At 70.9% G+C, this 23,808-nt stretch carries 22 protein-coding genes and 2 riboswitches; of the genes, 10 read left to right on the forward strand and 12 right to left on the reverse strand.

The features are described 5' to 3' along the window. The first annotated feature begins 98 nt into the window (after positions 1-98). Entirely contained in the window at positions 99-1,022 is a 924-nt protein-coding gene (locus tag ACTWPV_RS38405; RefSeq protein ID WP_443155539.1) for an ABC transporter substrate-binding protein, read from the forward strand. Here ACTWPV_RS38405 and ACTWPV_RS38410 read toward each other — a convergent pair. From ACTWPV_RS38410 to ACTWPV_RS38435, 6 genes are all read right to left on the reverse strand, one after another. Further along, a complete protein-coding gene (locus ACTWPV_RS38410; protein ID WP_443155540.1) occupies positions 1,006-1,770 on the reverse strand; it encodes an MOSC domain-containing protein in 765 nt (254 codons plus the stop codon). The two genes, ACTWPV_RS38405 and ACTWPV_RS38410, sit on opposite strands and share 17 nt — an antisense overlap. 204 nt (positions 1,771-1,974) lie before the next feature. Next, a complete protein-coding gene (locus ACTWPV_RS38415) occupies positions 1,975-2,916 on the reverse strand; it encodes a sigma-70 family RNA polymerase sigma factor (protein ID WP_132509943.1) in 942 nt (313 codons plus the stop codon). Between the two features lie 68 nt (positions 2,917-2,984). Further along, entirely contained in the window at positions 2,985-4,172 is a 1,188-nt protein-coding gene (hutI, locus tag ACTWPV_RS38420; RefSeq protein WP_443155541.1) for an imidazolonepropionase, read from the reverse strand. Positions 4,173-4,257: 85 nt separating this feature from the next. Beyond that, positions 4,258-5,628: a formimidoylglutamate deiminase gene (locus ACTWPV_RS38425; RefSeq protein ID WP_443155542.1), complete on the reverse strand. Its 1,371-nt coding sequence runs from the start codon at positions 5,626-5,628 to the stop codon at positions 4,258-4,260. Positions 5,629-5,650: 22 nt separating this feature from the next. Beyond that, positions 5,651-6,823, reverse strand: a complete 1,173-nt coding sequence (locus ACTWPV_RS38430) for an allantoate amidohydrolase (RefSeq protein ID WP_443155543.1) — start codon at positions 6,821-6,823, stop codon at positions 5,651-5,653. Between the two features lie 26 nt (positions 6,824-6,849). Further along, positions 6,850-7,524 carry an SDR family oxidoreductase gene (locus tag ACTWPV_RS38435; RefSeq protein WP_443155544.1) on the reverse strand — a complete coding sequence of 225 codons (675 nt, stop codon included), beginning with the start codon at positions 7,522-7,524 and terminating at the stop codon, positions 6,850-6,852. Positions 7,525-7,811: 287 nt separating this feature from the next. Here ACTWPV_RS38435 and ACTWPV_RS38440 point away from each other — a divergent pair, with 287 nt between their 5' ends. Further along, positions 7,812-8,765: an ATP-binding cassette domain-containing protein gene (locus tag ACTWPV_RS38440; protein ID WP_443155545.1), complete on the forward strand. Its 954-nt coding sequence runs from the start codon at positions 7,812-7,814 to the stop codon at positions 8,763-8,765. Beyond that, positions 8,762-9,511 carry an ABC transporter permease gene (locus ACTWPV_RS38445; protein ID WP_443155546.1) on the forward strand — a complete coding sequence of 250 codons (750 nt, stop codon included), beginning with the start codon at positions 8,762-8,764 and terminating at the stop codon, positions 9,509-9,511. Before ACTWPV_RS38440 ends, ACTWPV_RS38445 begins: the two co-directional genes overlap by 4 nt. On the opposite strand, the gene ACTWPV_RS38450 is transcribed toward ACTWPV_RS38445, so the two are convergent. The 6 genes from ACTWPV_RS38450 to ACTWPV_RS38475 all read right to left on the reverse strand — a co-directional run bounded on the left by ACTWPV_RS38450 (position 9,491) and on the right by ACTWPV_RS38475 (position 16,254). Then, on the reverse strand, positions 9,491-10,324 hold the full coding sequence (locus ACTWPV_RS38450) for a MurR/RpiR family transcriptional regulator (protein ID WP_443155547.1): 834 nt from the start codon (positions 10,322-10,324) through the stop codon (positions 9,491-9,493). The two genes, ACTWPV_RS38445 and ACTWPV_RS38450, sit on opposite strands and share 21 nt — an antisense overlap. A 57-nt stretch (positions 10,325-10,381) precedes the next feature. Further along, complete coding sequence (gene hutU / locus ACTWPV_RS38455; RefSeq protein WP_443155548.1) at positions 10,382-12,031, reverse strand: urocanate hydratase; 1,650 nt, start codon at positions 12,029-12,031, stop codon at positions 10,382-10,384. A 53-nt stretch (positions 12,032-12,084) separates the two neighbouring features. Next, positions 12,085-13,812 carry an ABC transporter ATP-binding protein gene (locus ACTWPV_RS38460; protein WP_443155549.1) on the reverse strand — a complete coding sequence of 576 codons (1,728 nt, stop codon included), beginning with the start codon at positions 13,810-13,812 and terminating at the stop codon, positions 12,085-12,087. 228 nt (positions 13,813-14,040) lie between these two features. Next, on the reverse strand, positions 14,041-14,685 hold the full coding sequence (locus ACTWPV_RS38465; RefSeq protein WP_443155550.1) for a nucleotidyl transferase AbiEii/AbiGii toxin family protein: 645 nt from the start codon (positions 14,683-14,685) through the stop codon (positions 14,041-14,043). Between the two features lie 51 nt (positions 14,686-14,736). After that, positions 14,737-15,492, reverse strand: coding sequence for a hypothetical protein (locus ACTWPV_RS38470; protein WP_443155551.1), 756 nt, complete (start codon positions 15,490-15,492; stop codon positions 14,737-14,739). 57 nt (positions 15,493-15,549) lie between these two features. Then, a complete protein-coding gene (locus tag ACTWPV_RS38475; RefSeq protein ID WP_443155589.1) occupies positions 15,550-16,254 on the reverse strand; it encodes a FadR/GntR family transcriptional regulator in 705 nt (234 codons plus the stop codon). Between the two features lie 124 nt (positions 16,255-16,378). Here ACTWPV_RS38475 and ACTWPV_RS38480 point away from each other — a divergent pair, with 124 nt between their 5' ends. The 7 genes from ACTWPV_RS38480 to ACTWPV_RS38510 all read left to right on the forward strand — a co-directional run bounded on the left by ACTWPV_RS38480 (position 16,379) and on the right by ACTWPV_RS38510 (position 23,806). Then, positions 16,379-17,749 carry a glutamine synthetase family protein gene (locus ACTWPV_RS38480; RefSeq protein WP_443155552.1) on the forward strand — a complete coding sequence of 457 codons (1,371 nt, stop codon included), beginning with the start codon at positions 16,379-16,381 and terminating at the stop codon, positions 17,747-17,749. Positions 17,750-17,759: 10 nt separating this feature from the next. Beyond that, positions 17,760-19,106 carry an aldehyde dehydrogenase family protein gene (locus ACTWPV_RS38485; RefSeq protein ID WP_443155553.1) on the forward strand — a complete coding sequence of 449 codons (1,347 nt, stop codon included), beginning with the start codon at positions 17,760-17,762 and terminating at the stop codon, positions 19,104-19,106. A gap of 8 nt (positions 19,107-19,114) precedes the next feature. Then, positions 19,115-19,879, forward strand: coding sequence for a 3-oxoacyl-ACP reductase (locus tag ACTWPV_RS38490; RefSeq protein WP_347649837.1), 765 nt, complete (start codon positions 19,115-19,117; stop codon positions 19,877-19,879). Positions 19,880-19,888: 9 nt separating this feature from the next. After that, positions 19,889-20,581, forward strand: a complete 693-nt coding sequence (locus tag ACTWPV_RS38495) for a gamma-glutamyl-gamma-aminobutyrate hydrolase family protein (protein ID WP_443155554.1) — start codon at positions 19,889-19,891, stop codon at positions 20,579-20,581. Positions 20,582-20,634: 53 nt separating this feature from the next. Continuing rightward, positions 20,635-20,732, forward strand: a riboswitch (glycine riboswitch). Positions 20,733-20,751: 19 nt separating this feature from the next. Beyond that, a riboswitch (glycine riboswitch) is annotated at positions 20,752-20,851 on the forward strand. Positions 20,852-20,885: 34 nt separating this feature from the next. Next, complete coding sequence (gcvT, locus tag ACTWPV_RS38500; protein ID WP_347649835.1) at positions 20,886-21,971, forward strand: glycine cleavage system aminomethyltransferase GcvT; 1,086 nt, start codon at positions 20,886-20,888, stop codon at positions 21,969-21,971. After that, the gene (gcvH, locus tag ACTWPV_RS38505; protein ID WP_347649834.1) at positions 21,968-22,357 is read left to right on the forward strand and encodes a glycine cleavage system protein GcvH; all 390 of its coding nucleotides are present in this window, start codon (positions 21,968-21,970) and stop codon (positions 22,355-22,357) included. The genes gcvT and gcvH overlap by 4 nt, the downstream gene beginning before the upstream one ends. A 72-nt stretch (positions 22,358-22,429) precedes the next feature. Then, on the forward strand, positions 22,430-23,806 hold the full coding sequence (locus ACTWPV_RS38510; RefSeq protein WP_443155555.1) for an L-serine ammonia-lyase: 1,377 nt from the start codon (positions 22,430-22,432) through the stop codon (positions 23,804-23,806). Positions 23,807-23,808: the final 2 nt, after the last annotated feature.

Genomic DNA, 23,808 nt, shown 5'->3' on the forward strand with positions numbered 1-23,808 from the left:
CGCCGACGTTTCGGCCTTCTCACAGGCACCATTTCCGCACCGCACTATCGGCGCGTGGGATACTTAGGCTTGCCTAACCTAACGATCAAGGAATGCCCATGCGTCTCCGCCTGGCCCTCGCCGCCGCGCTCTCCTTCACCCTCGTCGCCTGCGGCAGTTCCACCTCCTCGCAGGAGGCCGGTCCCACCCGGACCGTCAAACACGCCATGGGAGAGACCAAGGTGCCCATGGCCCCCAAGCGGGTGGTGGTGCTCGACACCGACAAGCTCGACAGCATGATCTCGCTCGGCCTCACGCCCGTCGGCGCCGCGCAGGCCTCCCAGAACCAGACCTGGCCCGAATACCTCGGCCCCGCGCTCAAGTCCACCAAGGCGGTGGGCACCCTCCAGGAGCTGAACCTCGAGGCCATCATGGCGCTGCAACCAGACCTCATCCTCGGCTCCAAGTTCCGGCAGGCCCCCTTCTACGACAAGCTCAGCAAGATCGCGCCCACCGTCTTCACCGAGCGCGTCGGCATCACCTGGAAGGAGAACTTCCTGCTCGACGCCGAGGCACTGGGCAAGAAGGAACAGGCCACGCGGCTGCTGTCGGACTACGAGGCACGGGCCGAACAGGTGGGGGCGAAGTTCTCGAAGCTGGAGGTGAGCATCGTGCGGTTCATGCCCACCGAGATCCGGATGTACGGGCCCGAGTCGTTCAGCGGCATCGTGCTGGGCGACGCGGCCGTCCCGCGGCCCGAAGCGCAGCAGCTGGCCGGCCAGGACGACAGGCGCTTCGGCAAGCTGAGCCAGGAGAACATCGCCAAGGCCGACGGTGACGCCATCTTCTACAGCGCGTACGGCGAGGCCGCCGCCAAGTCACAGGCCACGGTCACCGCCGGTCCCCTGTGGAAGAACCTGAAGGCCGTCACGTCGGGCCACGCCCACCCCGTGGACGACGAGATCTGGATGACCGGCATCGGCGTCACGGCCGCCGGCAAGATCCTCGACGACCTCGACGAACACCTCACCCCGCTGGCGTGACCCGATCGCCCTTCCTGACCGGACCGGGCCGCAGCACCCGCGCGTAAACCCCCGCGCACGGCTGCGGCCCCATGTCGAACACCGGCACCCGGTTGTGCCTGGCCACGGTGCGCAGGGCCTCCGTGTCGCGATCCAGCGGCCCGTGCGCCAGAGTTGGCACGGCGCAGCGAGGCGTGGCCACGATCACCTTGAGCACCAGTTCGTCGCCCACGTGCAGCTCCCGGCCCGCCCAGGCGTTCTCCGGGAACCCCTCCGCGTCCGTCGCGATCACCAGGTTGGGCCGGTAACGGACCGCCTCGACACGCCCGCGCGGGCTCAGCGCTCCGATCCGCTCGACAGCGGACGTGGAGATCAGGTGAATCGGGGCGAAATCGAAGAACGTGCCGTCCGGAGACGCCCCACCGAGCGTGCCCACCGTGTGCGGCACCTCCGCCTCGATCCCCTCCGCCAGCACCTGCTCAGGCACCGACCGTTCGAACTCGGCGCCCGCCGGCGGCACGTCGATCACCCGCACCTCACGACCGAGCATCCGCGACAGCTCCACGTCACCGGGGACCCGCGCACCCTCGATCGTCAGCAGGCCACGCCAGAGCCGCGGGTTCTTCGCGCTGGCGATCTTGCCGGTGGCGACGTCGAGCACCGCCCGCACCCGATCCCCCGCAAGGCCGCGCTCGGTCACCTCGCTCTGCCCGACCTCCTCGCCCAGCATCGACTTCACCGGATACCGCCGCAGCATCTCCACACGCATCCCCCGACCCTACGTGTGCGTGCTTCGCAGCGTGCCGGTGGTCCCCCAGAGAAGCCCCGATCTGCTTGCTTCTGCCGGTGGGGCTGCTCAGGTCGCGTTCGGGCTGCTCCCTTGAAAAGCTTTCTTGGGAACCCCCTCGGGCCGGGCGCCGCACTGCGTGCCTACGGCCCGCTCATCCCGCCGTAGGCCCACGCGCCCGTTGTCCTAGGCGGCGGCCGTGGCCATCTTGCGGAGGCGGGCCAGCGCGTCCCGCTCGATGCGGCGGGCGCGGTCGCGGCCGATGCCGTAACGCTCACCGACCTCCGTGAGCGTGTGCTCGCGCCCGTCGAGCAGGCCGTAGCGCCAGCGCAACATCTCGCTGGTGACGCCCTCGAGCCCGGTCAGCCACTCGTTCAGCCGCTCCCGCTCCAGGATGTCGATGGCCTGCTGCTCGGGATCCGCCCACGTCTCGTCGGCGATCATGTCGCCCAGTTCGGTCTCGTCCTCGTCGCCCACCCCGAGCTGGAGCGAGACCGGATCCGACGCCCACCGCCGCAGCTCCCGCACCCGCTCGATCGGCAGGTCGAGGATCTCGGCGAGGTCGTCGTCGGTCGGCTCGGCGTCGAACTCCGCCAGGATGTCGCGCCGCACGCGCATCAACCGGGTCATCTGCTCGCCCGCGTGCGTGGGCAGCCGCACCGGCCGCGCCTGCTCGTGGATGGCCCGCCCCACCGACTGCCTGATCCACCACGTCGCGTAGGTGGAGAACTTGTAGCCCCGCCGGTAGTCGAACTTCTCCACGGCGCGGACCAGGCCGAGGTTTCCTTCCTGCACCAGATCGATGAGCGGCATCCCCCGGCCGGAGTATTTCCTGGCCACCGCCACCACCAGGCGCAGGTTGGCCTGGATGAACTCGTCTTTCGCCCGCTGGCCGGAAATGGCCAGGCGCTCCAGCTCCTCGTCCGCCGCGTCCCCGATGCGCGGCTCCGAGCCCCCGCTGTCGAGCAACTGCTCGGCGAACAGCCCCGCCTCTATCCGCTTGGCGAGCTCCACCTCTTCCTCCGCCGTGAGCAGCGGGACCCGGCCGATCTCGGCCAGATAGGTCCCCAGCAGGTCGCGGTCGGCGACATGCTGCTCTTGCGTGCGACTCCCCGTAGGCCTTGCCATCCCCAGGCACCTCGTTCCCGCAGCTGCGTTCCCTACCGGGCCAACGTCCGGCCACAGGCAAAGATTCCCTAAAGCACTACGTCGGAGGGAGGGTTCTGGATGTCCTCCTCAAGGAGGAGGCCGCCGTGAAACACCTGGTGGACAAGGGGAACGCCAGGTCGGTAAGCGAGGTGCACATAAGAGGGGGCGTCGAGGATGACGAGGTCCGCGCGGGCTCCGCGCCGCAACCAGCCTACGTCCGTACGCCGGAGCGCGCGTGCCCCGCCGTACGTGGCCGCCCTGATCGCCTCCAGCGGCGTCATCCGCATCTCGCGTACGGCCAGCGCCACGCAGAACGCCATCGACGACGTGAACGACGACCCCGGGTTGCAGTCGGTCGCCAGCGCCACCGTCGCTCCCGCGTCGAGCAGCCGCCGCGCGTCCGGGTACGGCGACCGCGTGGAGAACTCGGCCCCCGGCAGCAGCGTCGCCACGGTGCCGGAGGAGGCCAGCGCATCCACGTCGGCCGGCGTGAGGTGGGTGCAGTGGTCGGCGGAAGCGGCGCCGATCTCGCAGGCGATCCGCACGCCCGGCCCCTCCGTCAGCTGGTTGGCGTGCACCCGCGCCCCGAGCCCCGCCTTCACGCCCGCCGTCAGGATCTCCCGCGTCTGGTCACCGTCGAACGCCCCGCGCTCGCAGAACACGTCCACCCACTTCGCGTAGGGGGCGCACGCTTCGAGCATCTCCCCGGCGACGAGCCGGACGTACGCGTCGGAGTCCATGCCGGAGGGAACGACGTGCGCGCCGAGGAAGGTGGTCTCGTCGGTCAGCGCGGTGGCGATCTCCAGGCAGCGGCGCTCGTCCTCGACGGACAGGCCGTAGCCGCTCTTGATCTCCACGGTGGTCGTGCCCTGGGCGAGCATCTCGTTCACCAGGCCTAGGGCGCGGGTGGCCAGCTCGGCGTCGCCGGCCGCGCGGGTGGCGGCGACCGTGGTCCTGATGCCGCCTCCGGTGTAGGGCTCGCCGGACATGCGGGCCTGGAACTCGGCGGTCCTGTCGCCGGCGAAGACCAGGTGGGCGTGACTGTCGACGAAGCCGGGGATGACGGCCCTGCCTCCGGCGTCCACGCGCTCGTCGGCGTCGGGCGCCCGGCTCGCGGGCCCGGTCCAGGCGACCTGGCCGCTGTCGATGACGAGTGCCGCGTCGGGGATCTCCTCGCGTTCCGGGTCGCCGGTGTACAGGAGCCCGATCCCGTCGATCAGCGTCGTGCCCGTCATGGTTCCTCCTGAGTGGTCGGTCTTGGCAGGGGCGCCGATCTACGCGGTCACCGCGGGGTGGCGCGCCGGGATCCGGTCCGGGCGGTCATCGCAGGGCGCCGATCGCCTCGGCGAGCATGGCGCCGACGTCGCCGAGCCGGTGGCGCCCGTCGGTGACCACGCGCCGGCCGCCGGAGACGACCGTGTGCACGTCGGCCGCCGTGGCCGCGTACACCACGGCCTCCAGCCCGCGCGCGCCCGCCGTGCGCACGGAGTCGAGGCGTACGGACACCAGGTCGGCCCACGCGCCCGGCACGAGCAGCCCCGCGCCGGGGAAGCCGAGCGAGGTGTGCCCCGTGACGGTGGCGGCGGCGAGGAGCTCGTCGGCGCGCCAGTGGCCGCGCTGGTGGCTGGCCAGCCGCTCGTCCAGCTCGACCGCCCTGGCCTCCTCGAACAGGTCGATCACGGCGTGGCTGTCGGAGCCGAGCGTGATGGACGCCCCGCGGTCGGCCGCCGCCCTGGCCGGGCCGACGCCGTCGGCGAGGTCGCGTTCGGTGGTGGGGCACATGCAGATGTAGGAGCCCGACTGGCCGAGCAGCTCGATGTCCACGTCGGCCAGGTGGGTGGCGTGCACGGCTGTCGAGCGGGGCCCCAGCACGCCCCGCTCGTGCAGCACCTGGACAGGCGTGGCCGCGTACGTCTCGACGCACGCGGTGTTCTCCGCCCGCTGTTCCGAGACGTGCACGTGCAGGGGCGCGGCGTTGCGGTGGGAGAACTCGGCCACGACCGGCATCTGCTCGGGCGGCACCGCGCGCACCGAGTGGACGGCCGCGCCGATCTCCACGTCGGGCTGCCCTTCGTACGCCGCCGCCAGCTCCTCCGCCCTGGCGTCCCAGCCTTCGGCGTCGCCGTCGGTGAAGCGCAGCTGCGTGCCGTCCAGGGGCACGCCGATGCCTCCGGACAGGTAGCAGGTGTCGAGCAGCGCGATGCGCAGGCCGGCATCGCGGGCGGCCTGGATGAGGGCGTGCCCCATCGCGTTGGGGTCGTCGTAGGGGTGACCGTCCGCGGCGTGGTGCAGGTAGTGGAACTCGCCCACGCACGTCACCCCGGCCAGCGCCATCTCGGCGTAGACGGCCCTGGCCAGGCGGAGATAGGAGTCGGGGTCGAGCTTGGCGGCCACGGTGTACATCCGCTCGCGCCAGGTCCAGAAGTCGCCCTTGCCCTCCTGGGCGCTGCCGCGCAGCGCGCGGTGGAAGGCGTGGGAGTGGGCGTTGGCCAGGCCGGGGATGGTGAGCCCCGCCAGCCGCTCGGCGGAGCCAGGCGGGCCCTGGCCGATGTGCGCGATCCTGGCGCCCTCGATCTCGATGAGCACGCCGTCGGTGACGCCGTCGGGCAGCCACGCCTGCTCGCACCAGTACACGCGGGGGGTCTCGGCCCCCGCGACCCCCTCGAAAGGCACGGCGCTCCGCTCGCCCATCAGGATCTCGACTTCGTCTCGGTCAGCGACACAGATCCTCCAGCACGTTCGCGAGTGCCACGACTCCCGCTTCGCAGTCTGCCCGTTCGGCGTGCTCATCGGGCGAGTGGGACACGCCGGTGGGGTTCCTGACGAACACCATGGCGCTCGGGACACCCGCCGTCGCCAGGATTCCCGCGTCGTGCCCGGCTCCTGTCGCCAGGATCGGCGCGGGCGTGTCGCCTCCGGCCACCCTGGCCAGCCGGTCCCGCAGTGCCACGTCGAAGTCGACGACCGGCGTCCACGACTCCTCCCGCACGTCCGCCGGGGCCTCGGCCGCCAGGTCCGCGACAAGGGCGCGTACGGCCGCCTCGCCGGCGCCGCGCGCGTCGAGCCAGGCCGAGACCAGGCCGGGGATCGCGTTGGCGTTGCCGGGCGAGACGCGGACCTTGCCCACCGTGGCCACCACGCCGTGCCGCTCCGCCAGCTCCCGCGCGGCCTGCACCATGCGGGCGAACGGCACCATAGGGTCGTCGCGGTCGGCCAGCCGGGTGGTGCCCGCGTGGTCGGCCCGGCCCCGGAAGTCGAACCGCCACCGCCCGTGCGGCCAGATCGCGTCGGCCACCCCCACAGGGCGGCCCTCCGTCACGAGGCCGCGCCCCTGCTCGACGTGGAGCTCGACGAACGTGCCGATCATGGCCAGGGTCTCGCCGTCACGCCCGATCGCGCGGGGGGTGCGCCCCGCCCGGGTCATGACGTCGGCCAGCGTGTCGCCGTCGTCGTCCTTGAGCCCGAGCGCCCGATCGGGCTCAAGGAGGCCGGTGAGCAGCCGCGACCCCATGCAGGGGACGCCGAACCTGGCGCCCTCCTCGTCGGTGAAGCAGGCGACCCCGACGGGCACGGCGGGGGTGACGCCGCGCGTTCTCAGCAGGTCGAGCGCGGCGAAGGCCGACACGACGCCCAGCGGCCCGTCGTACGCGCCGCCCTGGCGCACCGAGTCGAAGTGGCTGCCCGTGACCACGCCGGGCCGCCGCGGCGAGGGGTCGCCCCACCATGCCCACAGGTTGCCGTTGCGGTCCTCGCGCAGGTCGAGCCCCCTGCGCGTGGCCTCTCCCGCGAACCATTCGCGTAGCTCCAGGTCAGCGGGCGACCAGGCGTCTCTGACGTAGCCGCCGGTCGCCGGATCTCGTCCTACGTGCGCGAGTGGTTCAAGCATGACCCCACTCTAGTGAATGGACCCATTCAGCCCTTGGGCCGGATGGTCAGCTCGGTGAGGTGGGCGTCGGGACCCGCGGTGACGGCGGCCAGCACCGCCCGCGCCACGCTCTCCGGGGTGAGGTAACGCTCCGGCTCGAAGTCCCCGCCCTCGAACTCGCGCACGCCGCGCTGCATGTCGGTGGCCGTACGGCCGGGGTAGACCGTGGTGACCCGCAGCTCGGGCTCCTCCAGGCGCAGCGCGTCGGCGAGGGCCTTCAACGCGAACTTGCTGGCGGAGTAGGAGCCCCAGCCGGGGTTCACCCGCTGGCCCGCGCCCGAGTTGACGCAGACGACGTGGCCGCCGGCCCGCCTGAGCGCGGGCAGGAGCAGCCTGGTCAGCTCGGCGACGGCGACGACGTTGACGTCCATGGTCCTGCGCCACACGTCGGCGGGCTGGTCGGCGATCCGGCCCAGCTCGCTGATCCCGGCGCAGTGCACGAGCACGTCGAGCCGCTCGACGTGCTCGACGTCGGCCTGCGTGACCCGTGTCAGCTCCACCGGCCACGGCCGCGCGCCGGGCAGCTCGGCCGCCGTCGCGGCGAGCGCGGCCTCGTCGCGGCCGCCGAGCAGGACGTCGTGCGTCGGGGCCAGGGCCCTGGCGACGGCCGCGCCGACGCCCCGGGAAGCGCCGGTGACCAGCGCCGTCGGTCGTTCACTCATGAGCCCAGCTTATTGACCTTGACAGGGCACGCTGGAGCCGTCGACCCGCCGCGGTTCATGGATTGGCCGAAAAAGAGGGAGATTCCAGGCGCCTTGTGTGGCAAGATGCCTCAGCTCGCGATGAGCGCGAAGACCTTCGAACACGTTTCAGGCGCCGGAGGACGTCACGGCGCCCCCGGCACCCGGGCGGGAAACCCCGCCTGACCAGAGCCATGCCGAAAGCCCGGGCCGGCCGGCGATCGGGCAGCTCGAGGTGGGCGAGTCGCCCAGAAGGAGCGAGAATCCTCATGATCATTCAGGCAGACGGCCTGCGCAAGACGTTCACCACCAGGAGCAGGAAAGGCACACAGACCGTCGAGGCCGTACGCGGTGTCGGCTTGGAGGTGAAGAAGGGCGAGATCTTCGGCGTGCTCGGCCCCAACGGCGCCGGAAAGACCACCACGATCCGCATGCTCTCCACGTTGATCGCCCCAGACGCGGGCACGGCCGTCATCGCCGGCCACGATCTGCTCAAGGAGCCCGCCGCCGTCCGCCGCAACCTCGGCTACGTGAGCCAGGCCGGCGGGGTGGAGGACACCACGAGCGCCAGGGCCCAGATCGTGATGGCCGCCAGGATCCACAACGTGGCCGATCCGAAGCGGGCCACGGCCGAGGTGCTGGAGCGCTTCGACCTGACCGAGATGGCCGACCGCCCGGGCCGTACGCTCTCCGGCGGCCAGAAGCGGCGCGTGGCCATCGCCATCGGGCTGGTGCACAGCCCGCCGCTGCTCTTCCTCGACGAGCCCACCACCGGCCTCGACCCGCAGAACCGCGCCAACCTGTGGGAGCGCATCAGGCAGTTGCGCGAGGCGGGCACGAGCGTGCTGCTCAGCACCCACTACCTCGACGAGGCCGACGCCCTGTGCGACCGGCTGATGATCGTCGACCACGGCGAGGTCGTGGCGGAGGGCACCCCCGGCGACCTCAAACGGCAGGTGTCCGGCGACGTGATCACGCTCAGGGCGGACGACCTCGGCAAGGCCGCCGACACGCTCAGGCCCCTGGCCCGCGAGACCCGCGTCGACGAGGACGTGCTGCGCGTCTACGTCGACGACGGCGAGCACACGCTGCCTGCGCTGCTGCGGGCGCTGGAGGAGCAGGGGATCGGGCTGAGCTCGATCGCGCTCGACAGGTCCACCCTCGACGACGTCTTCCTGGCCAAGACCGGCCGCACCCTTCGTGACGCTGGAGCCGACTCATGATCCGCCACACCGTCCTGTTCACCGGCTACGAGCTGAAGAAGTCGTTCAGCAATCCCGTCTGGCCGCTGTTCGGCATCATGCAGCCGGTGCTCTATCTGCTGATGTTCGCACCGCTGCTCAAGACCATGACCCCGGGCGGCACCACCGTCGACGCGCTGCGCATGTTCACGCCGGCGTCGATGATGATGATCGCGGTCTTCGGTTCGTTGTTCTCCGGGTTCGGCCTGATCGCCGAGTTGCGCAACGGCTCGCTCGAGCGATACGCCGTCAGCCCCGCGTGGCGGCCGGCCATCGTGCTCGGGCGGGTGGCGAAGGACATGGTCGTGCTGGTGTGCCAGGCGATCCTGGTGCTGGTCGTGGCGACCGCGATGGGCGTGCGCATCGGGGTCGTCGAGCTGGTGCTGGTGCTGCTGCTCATGGCGGCCACCGGGTTGTTCGCCTCGGGACTGTCGCAGGGGCTGGCGCTGACCGTGCGCGACGAGAACGGCATGTCGCAGACGCTCAACCTGTTCATGCTGCCGATCATGCTGCTGGCCGGGTTGTTCGTGCCGATCTCGTTCGCGCCCGACTGGATGAAGGCGCTGGCCCCGATCAACCCGCTCTACCACGCGGTCGAGGCCGGGCGGGCGTTGTTCGCCGGGCGGCTGTCCGACTCGTCGATCCCGGTGGCGTTCGGGCTGTTCATCGTGCTGGCGGTGCTCACCACGATCTGGTCGATGCGCTCGCTACGCAGGATCGCCGGTTAGGAACGTGCCGGTCTCGTCCGTCATCCGCTCGTACTCCTCCAGCCGCGCCTGGGTGCGCAGCGGCGCCGCGTCGGCCATGGCCTCCACCAGGGCCATGGCCAGGGCGAGCGGCGCCGCGTGGGAGTCGAACACCAGCCGGTCGCCGACCGGCGCGTCCAGCACCACCTCGGCGGGGAAGTCGGGCCGGTCGCAGATCGCGGCCACCCGGTAGCCGAGCTTGTCCGCGTATTCCAGGGCGTTCATCACCTCGACCGGGTAACGCGGCAGCACCACGGCCACCAGCCACTCCGCCCCGGCGCGGCGGGCGGCGTGCAGGCCGTCGATCAGCTCCGAACCGCCGTGCGCGAGCAGGCGCACGTCGGGATGGACGCGCCGGCCGTAGTAGGCGAACGTGGTGGCCAGCCCCGCCGAGACGCGCAGGCCCAGCACCGGGAGCGGCTCGGCGGCGGCCAGGCACTCGCCCAGCTCCTTCAGCGGGAGCGACGGCAGCCGGTCGCGCACCGAGGCCAGGTTTGTGATCTCGCGGTCGATGGCCCCTTTGATGAGGCTCTCCTGCGGGCCCTCCGGCGGCCCGCCCAGCACCAGCGGGCGCAGCGCCTGCCGCAGCTCCGGATAGCCGGCGAAGCCGAGCACCATCGCGAACCTGGTCACGGACGGCTGGCTCACCCCCGCCCGCTCGGCCAGCTCCACGCTCGACAGGAAGATGGCCTCCTCCAGGTGTTCCGACAAATAGAGTGTGATCCTCCGCTGCACCGGTGAGAGCCTGCGACCGTCGAGCAACCGGTCCAGCCCGCTGTGATATGCGCCCGTCACGCCTCCTCCAACGCCGCGACCCCGGCGTCCTCATCCCACATCGGCATCAGGAGTCACTCAGGATTCGCGCATCGGGATGCGGACGCCGCGTTCCTCCGCCACCGTGGCCGCCTCGTCGTAGCCCGCGTCGACGTGGCGCATGACGCCGGTACCCGGGTCGTTCGTGAGCACCCGGTCGAGCTTCTCTCCGGCGAGCGGGGTGCCGTCGGCGACCGTTACCTGGCCGGCGTGGATCGAACGCCCGATGCCGACCCCGCCGCCGTGGTGGATGGACACCCAGGCGGCCCCCGAGGCGGTGTTGAGCATGGCGTTGAGCAGCGGCCAGTCCGCGATCGCGTCGGACCCGTCGGCCATGGACTCCGTCTCGCGGTAGGGGGAGGCCACCGACCCGCTGTCGAGGTGGTCGCGCCCGATCACGACGGGCGCCTTGAGCTCGCCGGACGCCACCATGTCGTTGAACCGCTCGCCCGCCAGGTTGCGCTCGCCGTAGCCCAGCCAGCAGATGCGCGCGGGCAGGCCCTGGAAGTGCACCTGCTCGCCGGCCTTCCTGATCCACCTGGCGAGCGCCTCGTTCTCCGGGAAGAGCTCCAGGATCGCCCGGTCGGTGGCGGCGATGTCCGCCGGGTCGCCGCTCAGCGCCGCCCACCGGAACGGGCCCTTGCCCGCGCAGAACAGCGGCCTGATGTACGCCGGCACGAACCCGGGGAAGTCGAACGCCCGCTCGTAGCCGGCCAGCCGGGCCTCGCCGCGGATGGAGTTGCCGTAGTCGAACACCTCCGCGCCGGCGTCCTTGAAGCCCACCATGGCGCTCACGTGCCGGGCCATCGAGGCCCGCGCCCGCTCGGTGAACCCGGCCGGGTCCTTGTCGCGCTCGGCCGCCATGTCCTCGAAGGCCACCCCCTCCGGGAGGTACATCAGCGGGTCGTGGGCCGAGGTCTGGTCCGTGACGATGTCGATCTCCGCGCCGCGGGCCAGCAGGTCGGGCACCGCCTCCGCGGCGTTGGCCACCACCCCGATCGACAGCGGCCTGCGGGCGTCGCGCGCCTCGTAGGCCAGCCGCAGCGCCTCGTCCAGCGACTCCGCGGCCACGTCGAGGTAGCGGTGCTCGATGCGGCGGGTGACCGAGCGCGGGTCGCAGTCGACGCAGATGACCACGCCGCCGTTCATGGTGACGGCCAGCGGCTGGGCGCCGCCCATCCCGCCGAGCCCGGCCGTCAGCGTGATCGTCCCGGCCAGCGACCCGCCGAAGCGCCTGTCGGCGACCGCCGCGAACGTCTCGTACGTGCCCTGCAGGATGCCCTGCGTGCCGATGTAGATCCACGAGCCGGCGGTCATCTGCCCGTACATGGTGAGGCCGGCCGCCTCCAGCCGCCGGAACTCCTCCCAGTTCGCCCAGTCGGGCACCAGGTTGGAGTTGGCGATGAGCACCCGGGGCGCCCATTCGTGGGTGCGGAACACGCCCACGGGGCGCCCCGACTGCACCAGGAGGGTCTCGTCGCCCTCGAGCGTCGTCAGCGTCCTGACCAGCGCGTCGAACGACGGCCAGTCACGTGCGGCGCGGCCCGAGCCGCCGTAGACGACCAGCTGCTCGGGGTGCTCGGCGACCTCCGGGTCCAGGTTGTTCTGGAGCATGCGGAGCGCCGCCTCCTGCGGCCACCCCTTGGCGGTGATCGTCGTGCCTCGCGGCGCGCGCACGCTGCGGCTCATGGTGACCCTCCTGAATGAGAGCATTCATCAATGTCACCCGCAGACTACATCGGCTAGCTCACCAGGAACTGGGTGGCCGCCAGCTCGCGATAGAGGTCGTCCAGGCCGACCAGCTCGTCGTGCGTGCCGACCGCGCGCACCCCTCCGCCCTCCATGACCACGATCCGGTCGGCGTTGGTCACGGTGGACAGGCGGTGCGCGATGACGAGCACCGTGGTCTCCGCGGCCACCTCGGCGATGACCTCGCGCAGCCGCAGCTCGTTGACCGCGTCGAGCTGCGAGGTGGCCTCGTCGAGCAGCAGGAGCCTGGGCTTGCGCAGCAGCGCCCTGGCGATGGCGACGCGCTGCCGCTCGCCGCCGGACAGCAGCACCCCGCGGTGCCCGACCGCCGTCTCCAGCCCTTCGGGCAGCCTGGCCACCAGGTCGTCGAGCCGGGTGCGGGCGATCGCGCGGCGCAGCTCCTCCTCCGTGGCGTCCCTGGCGGCGAAGAGCAGGTTCTCCCGCAACGTGCCGGCCAGCACAGGGGCGTCCTGCTCGACGTAGCCCAGTGCGGCCCGCAGCTCGCCGAGCGGCCAGTCGCGGATGTCGCGGCCGCCGATCCTGATCGTGCCGCCCTGGTGGTCGTAGAAGCGTTCGAGCAGGGCGAACACCGTCGACTTCCCCGCCCCCGACGGCCCCACCAGCGCGGTCAGGCCGCCGGGCGGCACCTCGAAGGTGACCCCGTCGTGCACGATCGGCCGGTCGTCGCCGTACCGGAACACCACGCCCTCGAACGTCACCCCGACCGGCTCGACGCTGCCCTGGGCGACGCGGACCGGCTCGGTCGGCTCAGCAGGCAGCTCTTCGATCTCCTTGATCCGCTTGAGCGCGGCCAGTCCCTGCTGGAGCTGCACACCGCCCTGGACCAGCTGCCCGATCGGCGGCACGAGGTAGAACAGGTAGAGCAGGAACGCGATCAGCGACGACACCTCGAGCGTGCCGGAGGCCACCCTCGACCCGCCGACGCCCAGCACGCACAGGAACGCGATCTGCACGGCCATCCACGTCGCCACGCCCGCGAGCGAGGTCCACCCGGCGACCTGCAGGCCCCTGTCACGGGCGCGGACCGCCGCCTCGCCCACCTCGGCGATCTCCCGTTCCTCCGCGCCGCTCGCCTTCACCGTCCTGTACGCCTGCAGCGCCCGGTCCAGCACGGCTCCCATCTCGCCCACGGCCTCCTGGGCGTGCGTCTGGGCCCGCTGGATCCTCGGCATGATCAACGCGACCAGCCCGCCGATCACCACCACCACGAGCAGCGTGATCAGCAGCAGCACGCCGTCCATGGCCGCCATCATGACGATGGCCCCGACCAGCATGAACGCCGCGCTCACCGACTCGACGATGCCGTTGGTCAGCACGGCGCGCAGCAGCGTCGTGTCGCTGGTCACCCGCGACATCAGGTCTCCGGGCTTGAGCCGGTCGACGTCGGCGACCTTGAGGCGCAACATCCGGTCCACGAGCCCGCGCCTGGCGCCGAGCACGATGCCCTCGCCCGTGCGTTCCATCAGGTAACTGCCACCGGCCGACACGACCGCGCCCACCAGCACCGCGACGGTGAGCCCTAACAGCGGTCCGGCCATCGACGTGTTCTGGCCGAACGCGTCGACGACGTACTTGGCCAGCAACGGCATCGCCAGACCCGCCACCGAGCCGATCAGGCCCAGCAGGCCGCCCAGGAACAGGACCTTTCTGTGCGGGCGTACGTAGGCGAGCAACTCCTTGACCACCGCAACCCCCTTCACGACATTTCTCGACTTTGCTCCAACGAACGGGAGCCCTCGATCGGCACCGATCGCCAGAGTCAACCTAAATTGACAACCCTAGTATGTCAACTTTGGTTGACTTCTCCTTCGTGAGGAGGAGACGGCATCCGGAAGCGGCGCATTCCGACGACCTGCGAGGCGCCGACCGCGCCCGACCGGACGTTCGCCGAACTGGTGGGCGCGGACTAGCTGACGGGCTGCAGGAGATCAGTCGATGTCCGGCAGATCGGGATCGTCATGGCCGGCGTCACCGTCGTCGACCCGCCGCAGCTTGAGGTCCTCCACCCAGCCCTGCACGAACTGCCGGATCTCCACGATCCGCGCTTCGTCCACGCCGTACGCCTCGAACGCCTCAACGGTCATGCCCTCGACGCGCTCCAGCCGCATGAGCAGCTCATGAGGCGAGAAGCCGTCATGGTGCACGGCCGCGAGCCGTTCGAGGCGGCGGTAGGAGTACAGGTCCGCGACCGCGGCGATGTCGATGATGTCGCACGCCAGGCTCCGCTCGTGCACGTCACGCATCTTCAGCCCGACGGCGTCGTCGACGCCCAGCACGAGAACCGCGCCGCAGGTGACCGGACGCTGCTGGAACGCCTCGCGCAGCAGGTCGATCGCACACCTTTCCCCGGTCGTCATGTCCTCGACCATCAGGCGCGCCGTCCGCGGCGTGACGTCGGTGATCGATGCCCGCAGGCCCGCGTCCAGGAACGCGCCGGCGACGCCGCCCGCCACCTCGCGAAGGGGGGTCTCCATGGCGGTGGCGAAGTCGAGGCCGGCGCCCGGCCGGTCGGTGAAGCCATGAGCTCTCATGGCGTAACCGCCCGCGAGCACCAGACCGTATGTCTCACACACGGGTGACACGGCCGGGAGCAAACGCCGCTGGAAGGAAGGAAGCTCCATGCTTCAGGCGTTCCACCGCCCGCGCCGCGTGGACGGCAGATCGTGTCGCCCTGAGAGGAACTCCTGGAAGGCGATCTTCGCCTTGATCACCGGCCGCCGCCAGCGTTCCTCCCGGTGGATCGCCTTGGCCATCTTGCGCGGTGACTGCCTGGTGAAGAACCAGTGGGCCCAGGGCGAGCCCGGCCGCGCCAGGCGGAACGCGCCCACCACCAGCATGGGCGGGATGAACAGCCCCGCCATCCCGGTCCAGATCTTGCCCTTGAGCAGGGTGACGACGGCCAGCGCCAGGTTGGCGATGATGAGCACGGCGGGGTTGACCGGGGTGCCGTAGTCCCAGGTGAGCGGGCGCAACCCCATGAGGAGCAGGCCGGTGACGGCGACCGCGATGAAGACGGCGTCCACCGAGGTGCGCCCCTCCTCTTCCCAGTAGACGTCGTGCAGGTGCAGGATCAGCGCGAACTCGTCCAGCACCAGCGCCGATCCGATGCCGAACACGCACGCCGCGGCCGCCGTGCCCACCTGCGACGCCGGTGGGACGATGAGGCCGGCGACCCCGCCGGCCATCATCAGCACGACGCCGAACACGACGTGGTGGATGTGCATCTCGCCCACGCTGACGTTGCGGAACCAGCCGATCTTCGCCCTGATCAGGCGGACGTTGATGCGCGTGGCGATGAAGGCGACGATGAGCGCGACGAAGTAGCAGAACAGCGGCAGCCGTCCTGTGGCGATGATGGTGTGCTGAAACCAGGTCCCCATGATGCTGGAAACGATGCTACGAGCCGATGAGCCCTTTATGCGCGCAACCGGCGGCCCTCAGGCCAGGAACGCGCGCAGGAGGGCCGCCGTGCCCTCCAGGTGCTCGGCCACCGCCTGCCGGGCCGCGTCGGGGTCGCCCGCCAGGATGGCGTCGACGATGGCCTGGTGCTGCACGGCGGCGTGGTCGAGGTTGACCTGGAGCATGGGGATGGCGTTGAGCAGGTCGCTGACCCGCGAGCGGGCGTCCGCGCAGGTCGTGGCGAGCAGGGGCGAGCCCGTCAGCTCGGCGATCGCCAGGTGGAAGGCGGTGTCGAGCCGGCGGTAGTCGTCGAGGCCGGCCTCGTTCACGTCGGCGAGCCGGCGTACGAGCACCGCCCGCTGCCCCTCCGCCGGCCGGGACATCGCCAGCACCTGGGCCGCCCCGCACTCGACCGCCAGGCGGAACGTGAGGGCGTCCGACAGGTCGGCCATGCCCATCTCCTTGACGGCCTCGCGCAGGTGGCCGGCGTCCGGCTCGGGCGGCGCGTACGTGACGAACGCGCCGCCGTAACGGCCCCTTCGCACCTCGAGGTATCCCGCGTCGGACAGCGCCCGGATGGCCTCGCGCAGCGTCACTCTGCTGATGCCGAGCCTGACGGCCAGCTCGCGCTCGGGGGGAAGCTTGTCGCCCGGCGCGACCAGACCGAGCTTGATGGCCTGGAGCAGGCGTTCCACGGTCTCCTCGAAGGCGTTGCCGGCCCGGACCGGGCGCAGCACCGTCATCAAACGCGCCGACTCGTCCAACGTGTCCTCAGGTCTTGACAAGGGATCCCGCCATACACATCAATGGTCTAAGACTAGCCCAATCAACGGGGACGCGTGTCAGCGCAGATCGGAGCGGCGTAGCGTGAGCGATGGAGCGAGCACCGGATACCTTTCCGTCAGCGAGCTGCGCGACGAGGTGGCGTCCGGGCGGATCGACACCGTGCTCCTCGCGATCGCCGACATGCAGGGCAGGTTGCAGGGCAAGAGGCTGTCCGCACGCTATTTCCTCGACGAGGTGCTGCACCACGGCTCAGAGGGGTGCAACTACCTGCTCGCGGTCGACGTGGACATGAACACCGTGGCCGGCTACGCGATGTCGTCCTGGGAGCGCGGCTACGGCGACTTCGTGATGAAACCCGACCTGACGACGTTGCGCCGGGTGCCGTGGCAGGAGGGCACCGCCCTGCTGATGGCCGACCTGACCTGGGAGGACGGCGGCGACGTGCCGCCCTCCCCCCGCCAGGTCCTGCGCAGGCAGCTCGCCCGGCTCTCCGAGCGGGGGCTGGCCGCGTACGTCGGCACCGAGCTGGAGTTCTGCGTCTACGACGACACCTACGAGCAGGCGTGGCAGCGCGGCTACCGCGACATGTCGCCCGCCAACCTCTACAACGTCGACTACTCGCTGCTGGGCACCGCCCGCATCGAGCCCCTCCTCCGGCGGATCAGGCGCGACATGGAGGGCGCCGGGCTCTACGTCGAGTCCGCCAAGGGCGAGTGCAACCTGGGCCAGCACGAGATCGCCTTCCGCTACGCCGAGGCGCTGAAGACCTGCGACAACCACGCCATCTACAAGAACGGCGCCAAGGAGATCGCCGCCCAGGAGGGCAGGTCGATCACCTTCATGGCCAAGCCGAACGAGCGCGAGGGCAACTCCTGCCACATCCACATCTCGCTCAGGAGCCTCGACGGCGACCCCGTCATGGCCGGGCCGGGGCCGTACGGGCTCTCTCAGCTCGGCGCCCGCTTCATCGCCGGGCAGCAGGCCTGCCTGCGCGAGCTCACCCTCCTGTACGCCCCCAACATCAACTCCTACAAGCGTTACGTGCCGGGCAGCTTCGCCCCCACGGCGATCAAGTGGGGCGTCGACAACCGCACCTGCGCGCTCAGGCTCGTCGGGCACGGGCCGTCGCTGCGGATCGAGAACCGCGTGCCGGGCGGTGACGTCAACCCGTACCTCGCGGTGGCGGGGATGGTGGCGGCCGGGCTGCACGGCATCGACAACGAGCTGCCGCTGGAGGACGCGTTCGAGGGCAACGCATACGACTCGGGCGCGGAGACCGTTCCGCACACGCTGCGGGACGCGCTCCCCCTGTTCGAGGGGTCGAAGCTGGCCCGCGAAGCGTTCGGCGAGGAGGTCGTCGAGCATTACGCGAACAACGCGCGCGTGGAGCTGGCGGCGTTCGACGCGGCGGTGACGGACTGGGAGATGTTCCGTGGTTTCGAGCGAATGTGACGGGTGACCGATGAAGATCGTCAATCCGGCGACGGAGGACGTCGTCGCCGACGTCGAACTGGCCGACGCGGCCGAGGTCGACCGGGCGGTGGAGCGTGCCGGGAAGGCGTACGCCGCCTGGCGGCGGGTGGCGCCCGGCGACCGGGCACGGCTGCTGAGGAGGTTCGCCGACCTGGTGGGCGAGCACGGCGAGGAGCTGGCGCGGCTGGAGCTGGCCAACGCCGGGCACCCGATCGGCAACGCCCGCTGGGAGGCCGGCGCCGTACGCGACGTGCTGCACTTCTACGCCGGGGCGCCCGAGCGCGACCACGGCAGGCAGATCCCGGTGCCCGGCGGCGTGGACGTCACCTTCCAGGAGCCGCTGGGCGTGGTGGGCGTCATCGTGCCGTGGAACTTCCCGATGCTGATCATGTCGTGGGGGGTGGCCCCGGCGCTGGCGGCCGGCAACACGGTGATCGTCAAGCCGGCCGAGTGGACTCCCCTGACCGCGCTGAGGCTGGCGGAGCTGGCCCTGGCCGCGGGCCTGCCCGAGGGGGTGCTCCAGGTGCTGCCCGGGGCGGGGGAGGTCGCGGGCGCCCGGCTGGTGGAGCACCCCGGCGTGGCCAAGATCGTGTTCACCGGCTCGACCGAGGTGGGCAAGGAGATCGCGGCCAAGGCGGCGGCCCAGGTCAAGCGGGTCACGCTGGAGCTAGGCGGCAAGTCCGCAAATATCATCTTCGCGGATGCCGATCTCGACAGAGCGGCACAAGCCGCCCCCTACGCGGTCTTCGACAACGCGGGACAGGACTGCTGCGCCAGGTCCCGGCTGCTCGTCCAGGCAAGCGTGTACGACGCCTTCATGGAGCGCCTCTCCGAGGCCGTGCGCGGCGTCGTCGTCGGCGACCCCCGCGACGAGAGCACCGAGATGGGCCCGCTGATCAGCGCCGAGCACCTCGACCGCGTGCGCGGCTTCGTCCAGGACGGCGCCCCCTACCTCCAGGGGTCGTGCCCCGAGGGCAAGGGCTACTGGTTCCCGCCGACCGTGCTCACCCCGGACGTCACCGACCGTGCGTTCACCGAGGAGATCTTCGGGCCGGTCGTGTCGGTGGCGCCCTTCGAGGACGAGGCGGACGCCGTACGCATCGCCAACGACACCCCGTACGGGCTGAGCGGCTCCATCTGGACCCGCGACGTCGGGCGCGCGCTCCGCGTGTCCAGAGCGGTCGAGGCGGGCGCCCTGTCGGTGAACTCCAACGCGTCGGTCCGCTACTGGACCCCGTTCGGCGGCTTCAAGCAGTCAGGGCTGGGCCGGGAACTCGGCCCCGACGCCCTGGCGGCGTTCACCGAGACCAAGAACGTCTTCATCTCCTGGGAGTGAGGCAGCACGTGAAGAGATTGCAGGATCGGGTGGCTGTGATCACCGGCGCGGGCGGCGGCATCGGGCTGGCCACCGCGCGCAGGTTCGCCGACGAGGGCGCCAAGGTGGTCTGCGCCGACCTCGACGAGGAGGCGGGCGTCAAGGCCGCGAACGAGGTCGGCGGCCTGTTCGTACGCGTCGACGTGGCCGACGAGGACGACGTCGCCCGGATGTTCCGTACGGCGTTCGACACCTACGGCAGCGTGGACATCGCCTTCAACAACGCCGGCATCTCGCCGCCCGACGACGACTCGATCCTGGAGACCGGCATCGACGCGTGGCGCCGCGTCCAGGACGTGAACCTGACCAGCGTCTACCTGTGCTGCAAGCACGCCATCCCGTACATGCGGCGGCAGGGCAGGGGCTCGATCATCAACACCGCGTCGTTCGTGGCCGTCATGGGCTCGGCGACCTCGCAGATCTCCTACACGGCGTCCAAGGGCGGGGTGCTGGCGATGTCGCGCGAGCTGGGCGTGCAGTTCGCTCGCGAGGGCATCCGGGTGAACGCGCTGTGCCCGGGCCCGGTGAACACGCCGCTGCTGCAGGAGTTGTTCGCGAAGGACCCCGAGCGGGCGCAGCGGCGCCTGGTGCACGTCCCGGTCGGGCGCTTCGCCGAGGCGTCGGAGATCGCGGCGGCGGTCGCGTTCCTGGCCAGCGACGACGCGTCGTTCATCACGGGCAGCGAGTTCCTGGTGGACGGCGGCATCTCCGGCGCCTACGTCACGCCGCTCTAGGGGGTCGTCGTGCGACGTCCCGTCATCGGGGTCACGTGTTACGTGGAGCCGGCGACGTTCACGGTCTGGCAGGACATGCCGGTCGCGCTCCTGCCGTACATGTACGTCGAGCAGGTCGTCCGGGCCGGCGGCCAGCCGGTCGTGCTCCCGCCCGCGGGGGACGCCGCGCAGGTGGTGAGCCGCCTGGACGGGCTCGTCCTGGCCGGGGGCGGCGACATCGATCCGGCGAGGTACGGCGAGACGCCGGAGGAGCGTACCGGCTACATCCGCGAATTCCGCGACCAGGCCGAGTTCGCCGTGCTGGCCGCCGCCCTCGACGCCGGGCTGCCCTTCCTCGGCATCTGCCGGGGCCTCCAGGTGCTCAACGTCGCTCTTGGCGGCAGCCTCCACCAGCACCTGCCCGACGTGGTCGGCCACACGGGTCACTCCCCCGCGCCCGGACGGTTCGGTCACCTGCCCATCACCCCCGTCCCCGGCACCCGCCTGGCCAAGGCGCTGGGCACGGCGCCCGTGACGGTGCCGCACTATCACCACCAGGCCGTCGACCGGCTCGCCCCCGGCCTCACCGTGACCGCGAGCGCCGCCGACGGCACCGTCGAAGGGGTGGAGCTGGACTCGGGGCCGTTCACCGTGGCGGCGCAGTGGCACCCGGAGGCGGCCGAGGACCACGCCCTCTTCGAGGCCCTGGTGGCCGCCTGCTGACCAGCGAACGCGACAAGACCCCCAAATCACTACTAGGCTGGCGTGACACACCAGCAAACCGTGCGGGAGAGCACCCTGACAGCCGGTCAGGGTCCCTGAAGGAGCAAGCCCTCCCCGCGAACCTCTCAAGGCAAAGGACCGCACGGCTGACCGGGAGCATGTCTCTTCGGAAGGTGACCTCTGGAAAGCAGGCCCGCAGGGTCTCGCCGAAGGTGAAAGTCCGGCAAAACTCGGGCGAAGCTCTCAGGCATCGATGACAGAGGGGGAGGATGCTGGCATCCAATCCTGTCCTGAGGTGCGATAAATGTCCCGACCTACTCCGCTACGAGACGTGCACGAAAGCCTCGGCGCGACGCTGACCGACTTCGCGGGCTGGCTCATGCCACTCCGGTACGGGAGCGAGTCCGCGGAGCACAGGGCCGTCCGCGAGGCCGCCGGGCTGTTCGACCTCTCGCACATGGGCGAGATCTTCGTGACCGGGCCGCAGGCCGCCGCCGCCCTGGACTACGCGCTGGTCGGCAACATGTCGGCCGTGACGCCCGGACGAGCCAGGTACACCATGATCGTCAACGAGCGGGGCGGGGTGCTGGACGACCTCATCGTCTACCGGCTCGGGGACGAGGAGTTCATGGTCGTCGCGAACGCCTCGAACTACGAGAAGGTCGCCGACGAGCTGGAGAACCGCTCCAAGGCGTACGACGCCGTGGTCGACGACCGTTCGCAGCAGTACGCCCTGATCGCCGTCCAGGGACCCCGCTCCCAGGAGATCCTCGCCACGCTCACCGACGCCGACCTGGCCGGGCTCAAGTACTACGCGGGCCTGCCCGGGCTCGTCGACGGGCGGCAGGCGCTCATCGCGCGCACCGGCTACACCGGCGAGGACGGGTTCGAGCTGTTCGTGGCCGGCCAGGACGCGGTGCCGCTCTGGAACGCGCTCGTGACCGCGGGCGAGCCGTACGGGCTCAAGCCCGCAGGACTGTCCAGCCGCGACACGCTCAGGCTCGAGGCCGGCATGCCCCTGTACGGCAACGAGCTGAGCGCCGAGCTGACCCCGTTCGACGCGGGGCTGGGCAGGGTGGTGAAATTCGACAAGCCGGGCGACTTCGTCGGCAGGTCGGCGCTCGAGGCGGTCAAGGACGACCCGCCGCGGCGCCGTCTCGTCGGTCTGGTCGCCCGGGGCCGCCGGGTGCCGCGCCACGGCTACCCGGTCACCAAGGACGGCGCCGTCGTCGGCGAGGTCACCAGCGGTGCGCCCTCCCAGACTCTGGGCAAGCCCATCGCGCTGGCCTACGTGGACACCGGCGCCGACTCAGGCCTGGCTGTGGACATCCGGGGCAGCCATGAACCCATGGACCTGGCCGAGCTGCCCTTTTACAGGAGGAACAAGTGAGCAACATCCCTGACGACCTGAGCTACACCAAGGAACACGAGTGGGTTTCCGGGGTCGAGGACGGCCTCACCGTGACCGTCGGCATCACGGCCTACGCCGCCGACGCCCTTGGTGACGTCGTCTTCGTGCAGCTCCCCGAGGTCGGTTCGGTCACCGAGCCGGGCGACTCCGTCGGCGAGGTCGAGTCGACCAAGTCGGTCAGCGAGATCTACACGCCCGTCGGCGGCGAGATCGTCGAGGTCAACCAGGCCATCGTGGACGATCCGAGCCTGGCCAACAGCGACCCGTACGGCGAGGGCTGGATGTTCCGGGTGCGCATGGAGGGCGACCCGGAGGACCTGCTCTCCGCCGAGGAGTACGCCGCGCTCACCTCGGGCGAGTCCTGACCCTGCCAGGCCTCATCGGCTGACGCCGGGGCCCGCGTCCGGGCCCCGGCACTCATGAAGGGCGCATCATCAATGGCGATCAGCGTCTTCGATCTGTTCAAGATCGGTATCGGGCCGTCGAGCTCCCACACGGGAGGCCCGATGGCCGCGGCCCACAAGTTCGCCCGCGGCCTGCATGAGGACGGCCTGCTGCCGCGCGTGGCCCGGGTGGAGGCCATCCTGTACGGCTCGCTCGGCCTGACCGGGAAGGGCCACGGCAGCGACAAGGCGGTCCTGCTGGGCCTGTCCGGCGAGAAGCCGGAACTGGTCGACGTCGACACCATCGAAGGGCGTCTGGCCGAGATGCGCGAGTCGGGCAGCGTCCGGCTGTACGGCATGCGCGAGATCCCCTTCGTCGTCGGCCGGGACCTCGTCTTCGAGCGCAAGATCTCGCTGCCCGAGCACCCCAACGGCATGCGCTTCACCGCCTACGACGCGGCGGGCGAGCAGCTCAGGGAGAAGATCTACTTCTCGGTCGGCGGCGGCTTCGTCGTGGACGAGAAGGCCACCGGCGCCGACCGCATCAAGCCGGACGACACCGTCCTGCCCTACCCCTTCACCACCGGGGAAGAACTGCTCAAACACTGCACGAACACCGGCCTGTCGATGTCCGCGCTCATGCTGGAGAACGAGAAGGCGTTCGGGCGCACCGAGGAGGAGGTCCGCGCGGGCCTGCTGCGCCTCTGGCAGGTCATGTCGGAGTGCGTGCGCCGGGGCATCTCGAAGGAGGGCGTCCTGCCCGGCGGGCTCAAGGTCAAGCGCCGCGCCAACCAGTTGCACCGCCGCCTGCAGTCCGAGCCGGCCGAGAAGGACCCGCTGCAGGCCATGGACTGGGTGACGTTGTTCGCGCTGGCGGTCAACGAGGAGAACGCGGCCGGCGGCCGCATCGTCACCGCCCCCACCAACGGGGCCGCCGGCATCATCCCGGCGGTCCTGACGTACTACACCCGTTTCGTCCCCCATGCGGACGAGGACGGTGTGATCCGCTTCCTGCTCACGGCCGGCGCGATCGGCGTGCTGTTCAAGGAGAACGCCTCGATCTCGGGCGCCGAGGTGGGCTGCCAGGGCGAGGTCGGCTCCGCCTGCTCCATGGCCTCCGCGGGCCTCACGGAGGCGCTCGGAGGCACCCCGGAGCAGGTCGAGAACGCCGCCGAGATCGGCATCGAGCACAACCTGGGGCTGACCTGCGACCCGATCGGCGGGCTGGTGCAGATCCCGTGCATCGAGCGGAACGCGGTCGCCTCCAACAAGGCCATCACGGCGGCCAGGATCGCCCTGCGCGGCGACGGCCGCCACTTCGTGGCCCTGGACAAGGCGATCAAGACGATGCGCGACACCGGCCGCGACATGCTGGACAAGTACAAGGAGACCTCACGCGGCGGCCTGGCCGTCAACGTGATCGAGTGCTGACC

Source organism: Nonomuraea sp. KM88, from assembly GCF_052245635.1.
GTDB lineage: Bacteria > Actinomycetota > Actinomycetes > Streptosporangiales > Streptosporangiaceae > Nonomuraea.

Bases quoted from the DNA above. Each gene is read 5' to 3' on its own strand.
- ACTWPV_RS38405 (WP_443155539.1), top strand. From the start codon at position 99: ATGCGTCTCCGCCTGGCCCTCGCCGCCGCGCTCTCCTTCACCCTCGTC.
- ACTWPV_RS38410 (WP_443155540.1), bottom strand. From the start codon at position 1,770: ATGCGTGTGGAGATGCTGCGGCGGTATCCGGTGAAGTCGATGCTGGGC.
- ACTWPV_RS38415 (WP_132509943.1), bottom strand. From the start codon at position 2,916: ATGGCAAGGCCTACGGGGAGTCGCACGCAAGAGCAGCATGTCGCCGAC.
- hutI (WP_443155541.1), bottom strand. From the start codon at position 4,172: ATGACGGGCACGACGCTGATCGACGGGATCGGGCTCCTGTACACCGGC.
- ACTWPV_RS38425 (WP_443155542.1), bottom strand. From the start codon at position 5,628: ATGGGCGAGCGGAGCGCCGTGCCTTTCGAGGGGGTCGCGGGGGCCGAG.
- ACTWPV_RS38430 (WP_443155543.1), bottom strand. From the start codon at position 6,823: ATGCTTGAACCACTCGCGCACGTAGGACGAGATCCGGCGACCGGCGGC.
- ACTWPV_RS38435 (WP_443155544.1), bottom strand. From the start codon at position 7,524: ATGAGTGAACGACCGACGGCGCTGGTCACCGGCGCTTCCCGGGGCGTC.
- ACTWPV_RS38440 (WP_443155545.1), top strand. From the start codon at position 7,812: ATGATCATTCAGGCAGACGGCCTGCGCAAGACGTTCACCACCAGGAGC.
- ACTWPV_RS38445 (WP_443155546.1), top strand. From the start codon at position 8,762: ATGATCCGCCACACCGTCCTGTTCACCGGCTACGAGCTGAAGAAGTCG.
- hutU (WP_443155548.1), bottom strand. From the start codon at position 12,031: ATGAGCCGCAGCGTGCGCGCGCCGCGAGGCACGACGATCACCGCCAAG.
- ACTWPV_RS38470 (WP_443155551.1), bottom strand. From the start codon at position 15,492: ATGGGGACCTGGTTTCAGCACACCATCATCGCCACAGGACGGCTGCCG.
- ACTWPV_RS38475 (WP_443155589.1), bottom strand. From the start codon at position 16,254: ATGACGGTGCTGCGCCCGGTCCGGGCCGGCAACGCCTTCGAGGAGACC.
- ACTWPV_RS38485 (WP_443155553.1), top strand. From the start codon at position 17,760: ATGAAGATCGTCAATCCGGCGACGGAGGACGTCGTCGCCGACGTCGAA.
- gcvT (WP_347649835.1), top strand. From the start codon at position 20,886: ATGTCCCGACCTACTCCGCTACGAGACGTGCACGAAAGCCTCGGCGCG.
- ACTWPV_RS38510 (WP_443155555.1), top strand. From the start codon at position 22,430: ATGGCGATCAGCGTCTTCGATCTGTTCAAGATCGGTATCGGGCCGTCG.